The organism is Paenibacillus sp. FW126-R14 (assembly GCF_058789495.1).
In genome coordinates this window covers 78,127-95,000 of the sequence record NZ_JBYTBS010000020.1, presented here as the reverse complement: position 1 = coordinate 95,000, position 16,874 = coordinate 78,127, and the positions used below count along the sequence as shown (strand labels likewise).

The window sequence follows — 16,874 nt, the reverse complement described above, 5'->3', positions numbered from 1 at the left end:
ACCAATAGTACCCTTCGATCTGCCTATGACTCAATCGCAAACAGCCACACCTAGCGCCATATGCTCCCAGAAGGTCGTTTGAATGTGCTTGGCCTCCTCCTTGGTGCAATTGACGAGGACGACCACCTCCGTTTTTTTGCCCGGAGCAGCCGATTTTTCGCCTTTCTTCTTTTTATGCCACATATCAATAAGGACCCCGAGCGTAAACCCCACAGCTGCGCCAATCAGCCCCCAAAGGATGGCCCCGCCTTTTAACACAAAGCCGTATGTCGAGCCAATGACCGTGAACGCCGTGGCCAAGGCGGTGCCGGTATCGAACAAACTAATGCCATCCGAGCCGTGGATACTGTCGAACATCTTAGGTTTACCTGGCCGCTCCAGCAACGGAACCGCATATATATTCTCCTTCTGTATACCCGCCTCTTCGATAGCGGTAATCGCCAGCTCCAAATAGATGGAGTGTTCAAATGACGCTATGACATGCATGGCAGCCTCCTCATTTTCGAAGCAATGATTTAGGAAACGGAAATTGTGAGGGCTGATAACTATTTTTCAACATCACAGCCTGTTCATGATCAAATAGCTTGTTATACTCGACCGTATTGGCATACGCATCGTAAACGGCAAACCCATAAATGGAAGGCAGAAAAAGGACCCAATGCATGTCCAGAACGCTGTTGACTCTGGATAAATCCCAATACAGAAGATAATGGATTCCTTCGAGTAAATGGGACCAATAGGAAACAACAATCCAATTCACCAAGACGAAGAAGGCGTTAATGATACGATGCGTATACAACTGCCCCATCCCCGGCATCAGCAGAGACCAGACAACCGCCAGCCAAGGGGAGCGTTTATCCAGATAGTTAATTTCCATACCGGACATTTTGAACGAATCGACCGGAGCGTTTTCCCGCCTCGCAAGTACATATTGGTGGTTCAAATCCACGCAGGTGCGATAGCTGTCGTAGATGGAAAATAAATAAACAGGAGCATAGAGAGACATCCACCGGATGTTGAGCACCTCATTGGCTTTGTCGAACTGCCCGGTAAAGGTATACACGATAGCTTCATTCAGATGCATCCGACTGTTGATCAGCATCTCCCAACCAATGAGCATAAAGCCGCGAAAGTATTTGGATAGCAGCAAGTGGCCAAATCCGGGGAAAGCTGCAGACCACCAAGCTATGATATAGGGATTCCGCAAATGCAGCTGGGTAATGCCCATTAAGCTGACGAAGGCAATTTGACGGCGGGGTTTCTGTGGCATGTGCAGCATCCTTATGTAGAATAAGTTTCCAGTTATTCTATTATCTTCGCTGGTGTGTAAGATATGCATTTCTTCGCGACAATTGTTTGCGCATAGACATACACCCATCCGGCTTATTTGGAATATGGTAAAGAAAAAAGTAGGCTCGGATCAGGTACCTTGCTTACGAAAGAAAGTGAGGAATCTCTCATGCAGATTCACGTTGTCCAGAAAGGACAGACGTTATATCGAATTTCGCAAACTTATGGTGTATCCGTGGATACGATTGCAGCAGCCAATGAGATGACGCCCAGCCAATCACTGGTGATCGGACAGGCATTGGTCATTCCAATCGTAGGCTCGTACTATTGGGTACAGCCTGGCGAGAATCTCTATTCGATTGCTCATAAGCTCGGTCTCGACCTCCAAGAGCTTGCATCTGTCAATGGACTAACCCAGTATCAATCTCTGACCGCCGGTTTTCGCTTATACATTCCGCCTACTCCCCGTAAGCAGGCAGAAGTAAATGCTTACTTGGAACCGCGGGGGAACGATGTGTCGCCCGCCTTGATTCAAGCTTCCAGGGAAGCGGCACCGCATCTCACCTACTTAGCGCCATTCTCCTTCCGCATCAAGCGGGACGGCACTTTACAGCATCCGCCGCTCGACAATCTCCGAAGCATCGCCTCGCAGCAAGGGACTACCTTGATGATGGTGGTCACCAATCTCGAGCGCGATCAGTTCAGCGCGGAGCTCGGCCATATTATCCTCACGGATGAAACGGTCCAAAACCGCCTGCTGCAGACGATTCTATCGACGGCTAAGGAGCTTGGCTTCAAGGATATCCATTTCGACATCGAGCATCTTTACCCGGATGACCGCGAAGCGTACAATCGCTTTCTGCGGAAAGCAGCGAACCAAATCCACCAGCAAGGCTACCTGATGTCCACGGCGCTCGCGCCCAAAACAAGCGCAGCCCAAGCCGGCGAGTGGTACTCCGCTCACGATTACAAAGCGCATGGCCAAATCGCTGACTTCGTCATCATTATGACGTACGAGTGGGGCTACAGCGGCGGTCCCCCTATGGCGGTATCTCCCATCGGTCCCGTACGCAAAGTGCTGGAGTATGCCATTAGCGAAATGCCGGCCTCCAAAGTGATGATGGGCCAAAATCTGTACGGCTACGATTGGACGCTTCCATACGTCAAAGGCGGCCCCTTCGCCAAAGCCATCTCTCCGCAAGCTGCGATTGATTTGGCGCGCAAATACAACGCGCAAATTCTGTACGATTACACGGCGCAGGCTCCGCACTTCAATTATTGGGACGATGCCGGCAAAGAGCATACCGTTTGGTTCGAGGACGCCCGCTCCATTCAAGCGAAGTTTCGTTTGTTGAAGGAGCTTGGCTTACGGGGCATCAGCTACTGGAAGCTGGGACTTAAATTCCCGCAAAACTGGCTGCTGCTGGAAGAAAATTTCAAAGTCGTCAAACGTTCGTGAGCTGAAGCTCGCTACACCCGGAAACGGTTAGCTGCCTGTTGAAGCTGCCCAGCCATATCGGACAGCGTTCTGGAGGAGATTGAAATCTCCTCCATCATGGCGAGCTGCTCTTCATTGGCAGCTGCCGAATCCTGGCTCGCTGAAGCTCCCATATTCGCCGACTCCGTCACGCGCTCCATATGCGAAACGACTTCATCGCTGCGCACCGTTACTTGAGCGATCGCTTCGCTCACATCCTCCACTTTCATTAACACCCCGCCGAATGCCTCTTTCATCGACAGCAGCGAAACGTTCACCTGCTGCGAGGCTCTCACACTGTCTTCCGTCAGCTTCATGCCCTGCTTCATCGCCATATCCACGTTTCCTGCTTTGTGCTCAATCTCATGCAGCAGCCGTGCGATTTGTTTCGCGGCCTCATTCGTCTGTCCGGACAGCTTCTGCACCTCGCCCGCCACAATGCTGAATCCTTTGCCGGCCTCACCCGCTCTGGCAGCTTCAATGGCAGCATTCAGCGCCAGCATATTCGTTTGTTTCGCAATTTCGGTGATGACGCTAATGATGGAGCTGATTTGACCACAGCTGTGCCCCAGCTCATCGGCAATCGTCCGTGCCGCCAACACTTTGTCGGAAACGAGTTCAATTCGTTCCCTCATCGTCGCAACGGCGTCCATTCCGGCGAATGAAGCGTCTGCCGCCGACTCTGCCAGCTGCGCCATCTGCCGGCTGTCTCCGCGAATAGCGGCCATCTCATCTTTTACAGCCTGTATGGTGTCTAAAGTCTCCGTCACAATCGCTGCTTGCTCTTGGACGCCTTGCGACAAAGCGTCTGTCGAAACGGCAATCGTTTCAGCGGCCAATTTGCTTTGCTCGGCATGGCTGGCGAAATGCTCAGCCTGCTGCGTGAGGACATGCGCTCCCTGCTGGACATCCCCGATGAATGCCCGCAAGCTAACCAGCATGGATTGGAACGAACGCTGAAGCATGCCGACTTCGTCCTTCCAGGCAGCACCGTCCGCTTCCACGGAAAGATTCCCGGCTTCCGCTTCAGCCATAAGCTCTTGCATCGCTTTGAGCGGTCTGACAATGAGCGATGAGATCCATCTGCCGATCACATAAAAAATGCCGATCGCACCAAGCGAGGATGTAATCAACAGCCAGATCAAGTGCCGATACTGCTGAATGCGCTCTTTATTTAACGCCTCTGAAGTTTCCAACCGGTCTTGCTGCAAGCTGTCCACATAGCCGCTAATGTCTTCCATCAGGCTTTTTATGTGTGTTTTATAGTACAGATAAGCCTCTTTCGTCTGGCCGGATGCAGACCAAGCTTTAACCTTTTGCTGATCTTCCTCGTAAGCCGTCAATGCCTCTCTCAGCTTGGACATCCATAATTCCGCAACGGGTTCGCCAGCGAGGGATACCTCGTAATCTTTCAGCAACTGTTCGGTTCTAACGCGAGTTTTGTTCATCTCATTATCCAGAACGTCTTTATAGTGGTTGTCCGGTGTTAAAATATGTTCCAAAAGCCGATCGTTCATGGTATGAACATTGCTCTCTACTTCGTTGATCCAAGTTGTCGGCAAATAATCGGTTTCATACATAATTTCCGCTTTTTTGTTGATATCTCTGAGAAAAAAGAAGCTCGTCACCGTCAGGATGATGAGGAAAAGAACAGCCAGCACATTCAACGCCAATATTTTCATGCTAATTTTCAAATTTCCAACGATGTGATTCACCTTAAACCTCTCCACTTTTCTCATCTCCCCATAAGTTATCTGCTTTAAATATACAGGCAGGTGAGAAAGTTAACAATGAATACAACTTAATTTTATATGTTTTATTTTTATTAATTGCTTTTAGTTGCATTTGGAGAAATGCGCTGTCATTTATCATCCGGAGGTTAAATTATGGGTACATATTGTGACAGCTATTCATTTCACCTCTCCACATGCCGATATTAACTAAGTTCCCTGTTTTTTATTCATAATTTATTACGGAACGATATCGGAGGGATTAGATCGTGAAGTTAAGACACAGCAAATGGTTATCCTTGGTCATCGCATTCCTTTTAGCCAGCCAATCTTTAATCGCTGGAAGCGCCTTTGCCGCCGAGGAGATTTCCAAACTCGTCCTGAACAAAAATGAGCTTGCTCTGCAAGTTGGGGATACCGCGAATCTGACGGCAACCGCCATTTTCGTAAGCGGGTCTACTGAGAATGCAACGGTCAAGACGGATTGGAATTCCGGTACGACAGATGTAGCTTCCGTCTATGCCGGTGTAGTCACGGCCAAAAAAGAAGGGAAAGCTGTCATCACCGCTACTTATATGGGCAAGACCGAAATTGTAAATGTCAATGTAAGCAAAAAGGTTAAATCCTTAACCAAAGATAAACGTTCCCTCGATCTGCGCCTTAATGCCACCGAGCAGGTTGCGGTCACCGCCTACTATGATGACGGCACCTCAGAGGATGTCACGAGCAAAGCCGATTACAGCGTGGATACAAGCTCCATCGTGACTGTAACCAACGGACTCGTGAAGGGACAAAATCCCGGAAGCGCAACGATCACTATCAAATATATGAATCAATCTCTCACCCTGGACGTCGATGTTGAGGTTGTCAGACGCATTGACGCCGAGAAATCGAACGTATCGCTGCTTTTGAACGGAACGGAGAAAATTAAAATTATGGCGACTTATCCGGACGGCGCCGTTGCCGATGTTTCGGACAAGGCCGTCTGGACGACAGACAAAGCGAAAGTAGCCGACGCCATCAAGGGAACGATAACGGGTTACGGCGTAGGTACGGCAAGCCTGACGGCAACCTACGGTACGAAGTCCACAACGATTACTGTCGATGTAGACAGCGCCCTTAAACTTGAATTGGATAAACAGAATCTGCTTATGAAGAAAAATGCGACCGGTGAATTGAAATTAACCGCGACATATGCCGATGGAAAAACAGAAGATATTACAGATCGCGCAGAGTGGGCATCCAGCGACGAGAATATCGTCCAAGTTTCAAAAGGAAAGCTGTCCGCTTTAGCTATTGGCGAGGCGAAGATTTACGCGAAGTACGGTGAAAAAGCAGTGATGGCCAACGTGGACGTGGAAGTTCCCCGCCGCTTGGTTGTTGATACCGATCTCGTTTCCTTGCAAACAGGTCAGGATCAGCTTCTGGTCCTGCGCGCTACTTATGCCGACGGCACAAGCGCAGTCGTTACGGATAGCGCCGATTGGAGCGTAGACGATGAGAATATTGCTTTTGTCACGAAAGGGAAAATCACGACATACAAGGCAGGGATCGCCACAGTAACCGCGAAATACGGCGGCAAAACGACGACAACTACCGTCGAAGTCGATGTCCCTTCCATTATTAAACCAAGCAAGAAAATCGTGAATTTACAAATTGGCGGATCCGAAAAAATTACGTTAACGGCTTCTTTCAAAGACGGAAGAGAAGTCGATGTCACGAACAAAGCAGAGTGGACAACAAGCAACAAAGATATTGCCGAAGCGCGCGGCGGCGACATCTCAGGTCTTGCAACCGGCGCAGCGACGATTACAGCCAAATATGGCACGCGCTCTGCGGTCGTTCAAGTCTCTGTAGGCGTTCTAAAAAGCTTGACCGTCAGCGAAGAGAAATTGATCATGAAAAAAGGCGACACAGTAACGTTGAAAGCGGAAGCTCTTTACACCGATGACACGAAGAAAGATGTTACCTCCGACGTGATTTGGACCAGCAGTAATGCGAAAACCGCCACGGTTGACAGCGGAAAAGTGAAGGCGCTCGCTTCCGGAGAAACGACGCTGACCGCTCAGCTGGATAACAAAACGGTAACCGTCCCTGTCCAAGTCGATATGGCAAGCGATCTTTCAGCGAGTGTAGCTAATCTGGTTTTTGACCTGAATGAAACACGCTCCATCGTTCTTACCGCCACCGATTCCTCAGGCGCAACGCGCAATGTGACAGGCGAGGCTGAGTGGAAAACCAGCAACAGTGCCATTGTGCTAGTATCCAAAGGGGTCGCTACCCCGGTATCACGAGGGAAAGCGACGATCACAGCTACCTATGGCGGCAAAACCGTATCTATCCCGGTTGAAATCGGCGTCGTAGCCGGACTCGTTGCAGACAAGTCGTTCATCGTGACCAAAAGCGGCGATCAAGTCCAAGTGAAATTAACCGCGACGCTGTCTAACGGTACAACCAAAGATGTCACCTCAGATGCCACATGGAAAGTAAGCGCCTATAAGCTGGGTACCGTTACAAATGGACTTTTCACAGCTACAGGCTCAGGGAAAACAACGATTACAGGATCTTTCGGCGGCAAAATGGTTGCCATTCCTGTGGAAATCGATTCGCTGAAATATTTGAAAACCGATGTTGTCAAAATCGAGCTTAAAGAAGGCAGCACGGCCAAAGTTGCCGCTCTCGCCACTTATACGGACGGATCGGAAGAAGATGTCACGAAGCCAGCTTTGTGGACATCATCCAATATTATGATCGCGGATGTGAAGGACGGCGTCATCAAAGCAACCGGCAAAGGAACTGCGAGAATAACGGTTACGTATTCCAACATGAGAACAACCGTTCAAGTCACGGTGACCAAATAATACAATGGGCTATTCCTCAAGTAGGGGCATTTACTTGAGGAATAGCCCTCTTTTTTATTACGGGGAGGCCGCTTCGGTCTATGGCGCACCTTCCCCTCCGCATGTACCGCATACATAAGTTTTCGATCAAAGGGGAATATAACCTTACCTGCATTTACAGGCTGCTTTTGAATTAAGTGCTTGGAGGTATGGAACATGATCCCCCGATTTATGAAGCTGGCTTTGATTTCTTTTTTGTGCATTACCGCCCTGCTCGGGGCTCATCATTATCGCACGCATCCGCATAACCAGCAGACGATCTCGACAGTTGAAAGCCGGGAAGCGGCCAAGCAAGGCTCGCCTACGTTTTTTCACACGAATCCTTTCGGCATGCCAGGTGCAGACGCAAGGCTGCATAAGACGGCGGATATGAATCAACATGCCGCGGCATACGGACTTACACCGCCAACATCAATGAAATCTTTAGCGGCTCAAACGCAGGAAAAAGCAGACAAGGGCTGGACCGGGTGGAGTTACATCGGGCTGCTGGGACTGCTGGGACTGTTTGGCATCAGAAGCCGTTCGGAGTCTTCTTACTCGGAATAAGCTGCTACCAGGAGCCTGTTCCCCTGTTTCGGGGAGCAGGTTCTTTTTCATGCATACCACTTCTTGGACAAAAGTTTAAACAGTGGACATTTGTTTGAAATTGCGTTACACTAGAGACAGTCACCGATCGAAAGGAGCCACTTCATGGATCGTGAACAGCAAATTTTAGCGCTCATTCGTCAAAATCCATTCATTTCTCAGCATGAAATAGCCAGTATCGTCGGCATTTCCCGATCCGCTGTCGCCGGCTACATCGCTGCGCTGACCAAGAAAGGGACGATCCGCGGACGCGCTTACGTGACCTCAGATGAGAATACGGTCATGTGCATCGGCGGAGCCAACCTGGACAGCAAAGCGACCAGCAAGCAGGCCATTCGACTGGCCTCCTCGAATCCGGTCACGGTGACGGAATCGTGCGGCGGCGTTGCCCGCAATATCGCAGAGACACTGGCTGGACTGGCTTGCCAGACCGCATTGCTCACCGTTGTGGGCGACGACAAGGCCGGACAGTGGGTGCTGGAGGAGACGCGGAAACGCGGCGTTGACGTCAGTCAAGCTATCGTTCTCCAGGGCGAGAACACGGGGACTTACACGGCGCTGCTCGATGCGACGGGCGAGATGTTCCTCGCTTTTGCGAATATGGACATTTACGATAAATGCACGCCTGCCCTGCTTCGGGACAAGTGGCCGCATATCGCCTCTGCCAAGATCGCAATTGCCGATACGAACTTGCCAGCGGAAACGCTTGGCGATTTAATTGACCGGTGCAGGGAAGAAAATCTTACGTTATTTATCGATCCCGTCTCATCGGAAAAAGCCAAAAAGCTTCCGCAAGACCTTCGCGGCGTAACTGCCATTTTCCCCAATCTCGAAGAAGCTTGCCAGCTCGCTGGAATGACCCCCGGCAGCAGCAGCGATTACAGCCTGATTGCGGGAGCGATACGCGCACGAGGCGTTAGCCACGTCTTCATTACGCTTGGCAGTCAAGGCGTGATGTATGCCGGCGAAGAAGGCGAGCATCATTTCCCGCCGATTCCTACCAAAGTCGTGGACGTCACGGGAGCAGGCGATGCATTTGTCGCCGGTATTACTTACGGCGTTATGAAGCAATACTCCTATATGGAATCCTGCGTATACGGACTCGCGGCTTCCCATATTACATTGCAAACCGATCAATCTGTCGCTAGCGAGCTGACGGAAGAACGACTGGAACAAACCCTACTTCACTTAAAAAAAGGAGACGAAACCCTATCATGAATACAACTTACCTAACGTTTACCGATGAAGTTAAAGAGGCTTTGGCGAACAATAAACCTGTCGTTGCTCTGGAAACGACGATCATCTCTCACGGGATGCCTTACCCGCAAAACATAGAAATGGCTAGAAAAGTCGAGCAAATCATCCGTGACAACGGTGCGGTTCCGGCTACGATCGGCATCATGGACGGCAAAATCAAGATCGGTTTGAACGAACAGGAGCTTGAAGCGTTCGCAACGAATCCCAACGTGGAAAAAGTTAGCCGCCGCGACTTCCCGTACATCCTCTCGTCCGGCCAAATCGGCGCGACGACTGTCGCTGCCACAATGATCGGCGCTGCGCTGGCAGGCATCGAAGTGTTCGCTACCGGCGGCATCGGCGGCGTTCACCGCGAAGGCGAAGTGTCCATGGACGTCTCCGCTGATTTGACCGAGCTGGCGCAAACGAACGTTGCCGTTGTCTGCGCAGGGGTTAAATCGATTCTCGATATCGGCCGTACGCTCGAATATTTGGAGACGCACGGTGTGCCCGTGGTCGGATACAAAACGAGCGAGTTCCCGTCTTTCTATGCCCGCGAGAGCGGCTACGGCGTAGACTTCAGCCTCGATGAGGCTGCTGAAGTTGCGGCTATGCTCCGCACGAAGTGGGAGCTGGGCCTTAACGGCGGTGCCGTCATCGCCAACCCGGTCCCTGCGGAATCCGCCATGGAACGTGCGGAGATCGAAGGCTTCATTCAGCAGGCGCTTGCTGAAGCCAAAGATCAGAACGTGACCGGCAAAAAGGTCACGCCTTTCCTGCTGGCGCGCATCAAACAGCTGACCGAAGGCCGCAGCTTGGAGACTAACATCGCGCTGGTGTACCACAATGCGGAAACCGCTGCAAAAATTGCGGTTGCCCTGAAGAAGTAAACGCCTGGCGATCCTTTACAAAGCGGACCTAAAACAACCCTCCATGTCCACAAATACTGTGGACGTGGAGGGTTTCTTTTTTTGGGGCTAATCGTGCAGCGACTTACTCGCTGATCCAGAGTGTTTTCTGCGCGAACGGCGTGCGCTCCGCTTTCGGGGGAGCCATGTCGGCGTAGCCGATGTAGACGAAGCCGACCAGCTCTTCCTTCGCGCCGAGGCTGAAAGCTTCGCGCATCTTCGGATGATAGGTCGGCGCACCCGTCCGCCAGATCGTTGCCAGACCGAGCGCGTGCGCGGTCAGCATCATGTTCTGTACCGCGGTGTGCGCAGCCGCGTACTCCTCTATCTCCGGCACGACAGCCTGTGCCGACGGAGTGACCGCCACGGCGATGACCACCGGCGCGCGGAACGCTTTTTTCTCCTGGGCGCTTTTCAGCTTAGCCAGCTCTTCCTCGGACAGCTGCGGATCGGCGCCCGCCGCCGCCACTTCGGCATAGCCTTTCCCCAGCAGCGCGCGGCCCTCGCCCATCATGACCCAAAACCGCCACGGTTCGGTATGACAATGGTTTGGCGCCCACGTGCCCGCTTCCAAAATCTCTTCAATCAGCGCTCGATCAACAGGCTCCTGCTTGACCTTTCCAATACTGCGCCGACTGCGAATCGCTTCTTTCACGTCCATCTTTCTACCACTCCATCCATTCATTCTTCGATTAATTTCTTCCTACTCTAAGTCTATTGTGACATGACTGATGCCGGAACAGCAAACATGCAGGTTGATTTGCCCATTAATCTGCAAGAAGCGCTGATTTCAGCCGTACCACTACCGTTTTACCCCGTGTGTGCATCTCTTTGAGGATGGTTGATTGTGTCCCGTTCCAAATGAGAGAACTTCATTCCCTTATTTAGGAAAAAAGCGGGATTCCGAGGGGTTACGGGGAACTACAGGGCCTTATTTCACCTCCATTCTCCAACTATGCATCCAGAAATGCGAAATAGAGGACCATAGGTCCCTCTCCCTTGTTCGAATGGCTATTTCGGATAAAATTGCACCCTGTAGTTTCCCCTTCCTGCTCGTGCTACCTTGAATCCAAGCCGCGACAGTTCCATACTACCTTGAAACCAGCCGCGACGCATGAATTAGGAACAAGATTCGCTCGTCCCGCACACAATTCTTAAATGCAAAAAAAGGACTCTTAACGAATAAAGCATTCGTAGAGTCCTTCTTGATCTTATCGTATATGTATGAAAACTTACTTAGCTTTTTTAGCGTGTGAACCGTCGCAGTTGCCTTCGCTGTTTTGAGTGTTTCCGCATGCACATTGAGCCATGAATCTCAGCCTCCCTTGTTAGTTTGTAGTGTTGATTTTATTATATCCATCTCACTTACGTTTGTAAAGTAGTTTATTAAAAGTTAGTAAATGATTTTAATTATCATTCTCAACTAGGCACTATTTCATATAAATCCCCTTAGCACTCTCCTACCCGGACTGCCAAGAATTTGACAATGACACTTTCAATCAGGCAAGCTATAGTTATAGCATCAGAACGACGCACGATAGATTGCTCGCAACTCACAAATCATTTCTATCCCAGGGAGGTACTACTGAATGAAAAAACTTACAATGATCGCGACAGCTACTATAGCTTTCTCCTTGTTCACTTCCGCAGCACTTACCCATCCAGCTTCCGCGGCGGGCAAGACAAGTGCAGATTTCACGGACTTATCCAGCATCGATGCTTCACTGAAAGCCAAAATCGACGCCATGCTGGCAGCTAATATCTTCGAAGGCGTATCCGACAATACATTCGGCATCACGCAAAATATGACTCGCGCACAATTTGCCAAAGTAGCCACTCTCATTTATGACATTCCCGTTGATCCTGCCGTTAAAGTGTCCAGTTTCACTGACGTTCGTGCAGACGATCCTGCTAACGGCTGGGCCATTCCTTTCATTGAAGCGGCAAAAAAGGCAGGTCTCATCGACGGTGTAACGGATACGACCTTCGTTCCGGGCGACTCCGTAACCGCGGGTCAACTCGACACCTTGCTGCTTAAAGGACTTGGCAAGAAAGTCAACGTAACGGGTTCGCCATGGTACTCGGATGCCGTGAAACAAGCGACCGAGCTTGGCATTCATCCGACTGGCAAATCCGGTGATCTCCCTGCTGACCGCGCCGACCTTGTTCAAAGCTCTTATTCCGCTCAGCAAGCTTTCGGCAACCGAACGCTCATTTCAGTCACCAAAGTTCAACCTTCGTCCGATAATAAACAGGTTCAAGTTTCTCTTAATACAAAAGTGGACACTGCCAAAGCAACGCTAACGCTCAAAAATGGCACTTCCACAGTTCCAGCTGCAACGGCATGGTCTGCCGATGGTCTCACAGCAACGCTGACGCTGGATACTGCGCTTGCCGCCGGTGATTACACAGTCGCGCTTGGCGGTCTGGATGCCTCAACTGTCCAAACAGCTTCCGCAAGCTTTAACGTAGCTGCAACCAACACTGGAACTGAGACTGGAGCTGGCAATGTTGCAATTATCGGCAATTACACATTGCCTGCTGTCATTGACAGCGGCCTAACAGCCTCAGCTTCAGGCCCAATCACCAAAGCAATTGCCGAAGATCCGACACAAAGCCGGTTTGCCAAAGAAATCGAGATTAAAGTAACCGCGGATAACGGCGATACCGTGGCTACTCCGGGTATTGTTCAATCCGTTTTCTCATCAGATTCCAGCATCGCCAAAGTAGGGCTTTCAGCTGACCACCGTGCTTACGTCATCGGCAACAAGGCGGGAACAGCAGATGTTACTGTTATGGTTCAGATTGGCAATGGCGATGCCAAGCAATTAAAAGTAAAGGTAACTATTACGAATGACGCCGTGACTGCGAAGGAATTCAAAGCGAACGAAACATCCATTAATAAAGCCATGACGGTTGACGGCGGCGTCTACAAAGCCGATATTAATGCATTTACCGACATGGATCTTGCTCTAACAGATAACTTCGGTATCACTTATAAAAATTCAGAAATTGAAGATTACAATTTTGCTCTGGGCACACTCTTCATCACCAACGATGTTGTAGGAGATGCGAATGCCCCTGTAGGAACCGTAACCGTCCTTCCGGGAGGCCAAGTTCATGTTGAAGGCAATGTGACTTCATTCGAATTGACAGCTGTGACTCCAACCGGTCAACAAGCGACCAGCTATGTGACGCTAACGCGCTAATACAACAACCAAAAAGGCTATCCCTGAGTTTCATTCCTCAGAGGTAGCCTTTTTTCTGTTTTTATCGCACGATGCACCATCGCGCCCATTCCACATATATTGCTATTGCGCACTATTTTCCGAAAGAAAAGGGGATATACATCCGATGTACAACTACCCTGCTTGCTGCTATAGTCAGCAGCCGATTTATCCGCATACCCCGACTCCCTACTATCAACCTTACTGGTCCCCGTACCGGAGCTGGGACTGCACAGCTGCAGTGGATCGTAGGCTATACGAGCATCGCGATTATCCAGCTGTCGATACGAAGATACTTTCACACTCGCTTACGACCTCTCAGCATTTGCTCAAGGATGCATCGCTCGTCATTCAAAAGCTGGCTGATCCCGCAACCTCTTCTGAATTAATGAAGCATGCCCAACAGGGCAATCAAAAGGAAGTGGACCGCATCGTCCGCTCCTTCGGCAGCACATCATCCGTTGTGACCACCTATTCCCCAAGTTCCGTCCGATTTGCTATCGATCCCAGAACCGATGGAGGAGTCCCTTGCTGTGAAGTTACGTTGTCGCTCAAATGGGGACAATAGCCTGCCTAACCATCCGTTAGCGAACATCAAGAGCATCCCAGATCGGCCATGCCGTCCCAACCCATTGTGCGATAACGACAAGAAGCAGCCAGTAAACCATATAATAGATGTCCATTCTGGAGTACGTGGAAAGATAATAATAAGTTCGCTTTTTTTGAGTGGAAAAACGCTTCGCTTCCATCGCCACAGCCGTCCGGTGGGCGCGGCGGATGCTCTGGGCCAGCAGGGGAATGGCATACATGCGCAGCATCGTGTACCAACCCGTTAGCCAATTGCGCCGCTTCTTGCCCCGGACTTTAAGTGCATAGCGCAGCGTCTGAAACTCCTCAACGATAAGCGGCAGCATACGAAGCGCGGCAAGAAAGCTGTAGGCATACTTCGGGGCCACCCTCCACTGCTGCATCAGCGCATAAAAAAGAGCGACCGGACGTGTGGTCAAGCTGAACAGCAGTCCCACCGCCGCGACCTGAAGGCCGCGAAAACCGAGATGCAGGCCGCGGTAGAAGCTTTCTTCCGTGATTCGGACAAAACCCAGCTGAAACCACAGCGTTTCCCCGCTGCCGAACATCATCATCCCCGCCGCAGAGGAGAGGAAGATGAGCAGGAACGGCGAGGCATACAGCAGCAGACGCCGCAGCGGCTGGCCCGAAAACAAGAGCAGCGGCACCAGCGCTCCCGCTGTTAAATACATCATCGTATTCAGATTATGCGTGAATACAACAAGAACAAACAGCAGCAGAGACAGGACAAGCTTCACACCCGGATTCACCCGGTGCAGCCAAGTTTCACGGTACGTGAACGTGATTTGCATATCATCCTAGCCTCCTTCCCCGGCGTATACGGCAAGAGGCGCAGAGTTCTCCGCCACCGTCTCTGTTACGACGCCGTTCTCAACCCGCCAAACGCGCGTGGCGCAGCGTTTGACGATCTCTTCATCGTGCGTGACCATCACGATGACCGTTCCGCCTGCGCGCAGCCGTTCCAGCTGCTCCAGCATGCGCATCGTGCCCTGCGCGTCAAGCCCGAAGGTGGGCTCATCCAGCAGCAGGATGCGCGGCTCGCGCACCATCGCGGAGGCCACGCTCAAGCGGCGCTTCTGGCCCATCGAGAGCTGGAACGGGTGCCGCTTGCGCAGCGCGAGCAGGTCGTACTGCCGCAGCAGCTCCTCCAGAGCGGCCTGCTGCCCGGCTCCGTCCCCCTTCTCCGCCTCCGGCAAGGAGTAGAGCAGCTCTTCCTCCACCGAATTCGTGACGAATTGGAATTCGGGGTTTTGGAACACGAAGCCGACCTGCTCCGCAAGCTGCTCGATTTTGCTGCCCTTCACGCCCTCGATCCAGCACCTGCCTTGCGTTGGGATAAGCCGCATGATAGCCAGCAGGAACGAGCTTTTGCCTGCGCCATTGACGCCGGTGACGGTGATCCAATCACCGGGATAGACGCATAAGTTATCCACATAGGTCTTAATCTTGCCGCCGCGAAGACCCGCGAATTCGTGAAAGGTCACTACCTGCTGCCTCGCAGCAAGCAGCTCACCGGCCGCAGCGCTCTCCGCTGCCCGCCCCGCGTGACAGTCGTCCCAAACGCCGGGATACCATATGCCGTAGTCGGCGAGTTCTTTTTTGTACGTATGAAAGACGGCTTGAGGCGAGCCGTCGGCAAGCAGCTCCCCATTCGGCGAGATGACGATCAGGCGGTCGATAAGATCGAGGATGCCGCTGATTTTATGCTCCACAATAACCAAAGTTTTGTCAGCGCTAATCGAGCGGATGGTTTCCCAGACGAGGTTCGTTCCCTCCTCATCGAGCAGCGCCGTCGGCTCATCCAGAAACAGCACCTCCGGCTCTAAAGCGAGGACGCTGGCAATCGCCAGACGCTGCTTCATCCCTTGCGACAGCATGCCGATTGGCATATGCGTATCGTCAAGCTGCAGCCCCACCAAGCTCAAATACCGGGCAATGCGCGCCGGCATTTCCCCGCGGGGAACCTGCATATTTTCCAAGACGAAAGCAATTTCCTCATCCACATAAGGCATGCAGAACTGCGCGTCCGGATCTTGAAACACGTAGCCCCACCGGCTTGGGGTCACAAGTCTGTCCGCCTTGAGAGGAAGCTCGATAATATCGGGGACAATCCCGCTCAGCACTTGAAGCAGCGTAGATTTGCCGCATCCGCTTGGACCGAGCAGCAGAACCTTCTCCCCCGGCTTCACCGAAAAGGAAACCCCCTGAAATAACAAGGGGGCCTCTTCTCCAGGGTATTTCAACCTGAGATTGGCAACGCCGAATTCCTCGCTCATGTTCATTACCCCAATACGTCGTAGTCTTTCTTCGAAACAGGACGAACCAGACTAAGCACACCGGTGCGGGCCAGCGCCCCAGCCAAATAATAAGCGAATACGCCTGCAATGATCGCAGAGCCCGCAAGACGAAGCCCAATAAACAAGCAGTAGTTCCAGAACGTTAGTTGATCAATATAGCCGTAATATTTATCTACAAGCAGAGAAAGCGCTGCGGATGCAAAGGACGCGAGGACCGTTACGCTCACATTCGCCCGGCGATACAGAAATGCCGCAAATATCAACTCGGCGCCAAGCCCTTGAAGAATGCCGTAAACCAGCGTCGATACACCCCAAGATCCTCCCATAAGCGCCTCAACCGTCGCAGCCGCTACTTCAGCGAGCAAGGCGACGCCGGGTTTGCGAATAACAAGAAAAGCGAATGTTGCCGCCATGAACCACATTCCGTAGCTCAACTGCTCTGCGTGCAGACCTAGCGGTTTCAAGATATCGTACATCGGACCCCAGATGCGATAAATCACCCCAAATACCGCCGCGATCACGATCGTCACCAAAATATCGGTTAATTTTAACCCTTTTGCCCCTGTTTCTTTTTGTACCATGTGTTGCTCCAACTCCTTTTCTTAGATCGAATTTGTAAAATGAGATAGGCGAACA

Annotated in this window: 14 protein-coding genes; 7 read left to right on the top strand and 7 right to left on the bottom strand. The window is 51.4% G+C overall.

The window, feature by feature from the left end; translation table 11 throughout:
- Positions 1 to 30: 30 nt before the first annotated feature.
- Both AC3WRW_RS14960 and AC3WRW_RS14955 read right to left on the bottom strand, forming a co-directional pair.
- Positions 31 to 486, bottom strand: coding sequence for a hypothetical protein (locus tag AC3WRW_RS14960; RefSeq protein ID WP_492547105.1), 456 nt, complete (start codon positions 484 to 486; stop codon positions 31 to 33).
- A gap of 10 nt (positions 487 to 496) precedes the next feature.
- Entirely contained in the window at positions 497 to 1,270 is a 774-nt protein-coding gene (locus AC3WRW_RS14955; protein ID WP_492547104.1) for a hypothetical protein, read from the bottom strand.
- A 189-nt stretch (positions 1,271 to 1,459) separates the two neighbouring features.
- Between AC3WRW_RS14955 and AC3WRW_RS14950 the strand changes: the two genes are divergently transcribed.
- On the top strand, positions 1,460 to 2,749 hold the full coding sequence (locus AC3WRW_RS14950; protein WP_492547103.1) for a LysM peptidoglycan-binding domain-containing protein: 1,290 nt from the start codon (positions 1,460 to 1,462) through the stop codon (positions 2,747 to 2,749).
- Positions 2,750 to 2,760: 11 nt separating this feature from the next.
- Here AC3WRW_RS14950 and AC3WRW_RS14945 read toward each other — a convergent pair whose 3' ends face one another.
- Positions 2,761 to 4,482 carry a methyl-accepting chemotaxis protein gene (locus tag AC3WRW_RS14945; RefSeq protein ID WP_492547102.1) on the bottom strand — a complete coding sequence of 574 codons (1,722 nt, stop codon included), beginning with the start codon at positions 4,480 to 4,482 and terminating at the stop codon, positions 2,761 to 2,763.
- Positions 4,483 to 4,766: 284 nt separating this feature from the next.
- On the opposite strand from AC3WRW_RS14945, the gene AC3WRW_RS14940 reads away from it, so the two are divergent.
- The 4 genes from AC3WRW_RS14940 (at position 4,767) to AC3WRW_RS14925 (ending at position 10,108) form a co-directional block, all read left to right on the top strand.
- Complete coding sequence (locus tag AC3WRW_RS14940; protein WP_492547101.1) at positions 4,767 to 7,358, top strand: Ig-like domain-containing protein; 2,592 nt, start codon at positions 4,767 to 4,769, stop codon at positions 7,356 to 7,358.
- A gap of 195 nt (positions 7,359 to 7,553) precedes the next feature.
- A complete protein-coding gene (locus AC3WRW_RS14935) occupies positions 7,554 to 7,943 on the top strand; it encodes a hypothetical protein (RefSeq protein ID WP_492547100.1) in 390 nt (129 codons plus the stop codon).
- Positions 7,944 to 8,087: 144 nt separating this feature from the next.
- Positions 8,088 to 9,200 (top strand): carbohydrate kinase, encoded by a 1,113-nt coding sequence (locus AC3WRW_RS14930; RefSeq protein WP_492547099.1) that lies wholly within the window; start codon positions 8,088 to 8,090, stop codon positions 9,198 to 9,200.
- A complete protein-coding gene (locus tag AC3WRW_RS14925) occupies positions 9,197 to 10,108 on the top strand; it encodes a pseudouridine-5'-phosphate glycosidase (protein WP_492547098.1) in 912 nt (303 codons plus the stop codon). The genes AC3WRW_RS14930 and AC3WRW_RS14925 overlap by 4 nt, the downstream gene beginning before the upstream one ends.
- Before the next feature lie 103 nt (positions 10,109 to 10,211).
- Here AC3WRW_RS14925 and AC3WRW_RS14920 read toward each other — a convergent pair whose 3' ends face one another.
- Entirely contained in the window at positions 10,212 to 10,787 is a 576-nt protein-coding gene (locus AC3WRW_RS14920; protein WP_492547097.1) for a nitroreductase family protein, read from the bottom strand.
- A 928-nt stretch (positions 10,788 to 11,715) separates the two neighbouring features.
- On the opposite strand from AC3WRW_RS14920, the gene AC3WRW_RS14915 reads away from it, so the two are divergent.
- Positions 11,716 to 13,335 (top strand): S-layer homology domain-containing protein, encoded by a 1,620-nt coding sequence (locus AC3WRW_RS14915; RefSeq protein ID WP_492547096.1) that lies wholly within the window; start codon positions 11,716 to 11,718, stop codon positions 13,333 to 13,335.
- A 145-nt stretch (positions 13,336 to 13,480) separates the two neighbouring features.
- On the top strand, positions 13,481 to 13,921 hold the full coding sequence (locus tag AC3WRW_RS14910; protein WP_492547095.1) for a YuzC family spore coat inner layer protein: 441 nt from the start codon (positions 13,481 to 13,483) through the stop codon (positions 13,919 to 13,921).
- Between the two features lie 16 nt (positions 13,922 to 13,937).
- Here the strand turns inward: AC3WRW_RS14910 and AC3WRW_RS14905 are convergent, their stop codons facing one another.
- From AC3WRW_RS14905 to AC3WRW_RS14895, 3 genes are read right to left on the bottom strand one after another with little or no spacing between them, the layout of a single operon-like run.
- Positions 13,938 to 14,732 carry an energy-coupling factor transporter transmembrane component T family protein gene (locus tag AC3WRW_RS14905; RefSeq protein WP_492547094.1) on the bottom strand — a complete coding sequence of 265 codons (795 nt, stop codon included), beginning with the start codon at positions 14,730 to 14,732 and terminating at the stop codon, positions 13,938 to 13,940.
- Between the two features lie 6 nt (positions 14,733 to 14,738).
- Complete coding sequence (locus AC3WRW_RS14900) at positions 14,739 to 16,217, bottom strand: ABC transporter ATP-binding protein (RefSeq protein WP_492547093.1); 1,479 nt, start codon at positions 16,215 to 16,217, stop codon at positions 14,739 to 14,741.
- A 5-nt stretch (positions 16,218 to 16,222) separates the two neighbouring features.
- A complete protein-coding gene (locus tag AC3WRW_RS14895; protein WP_492547092.1) occupies positions 16,223 to 16,819 on the bottom strand; it encodes an ECF transporter S component in 597 nt (198 codons plus the stop codon).
- Positions 16,820 to 16,874 lie beyond the last annotated feature (55 nt).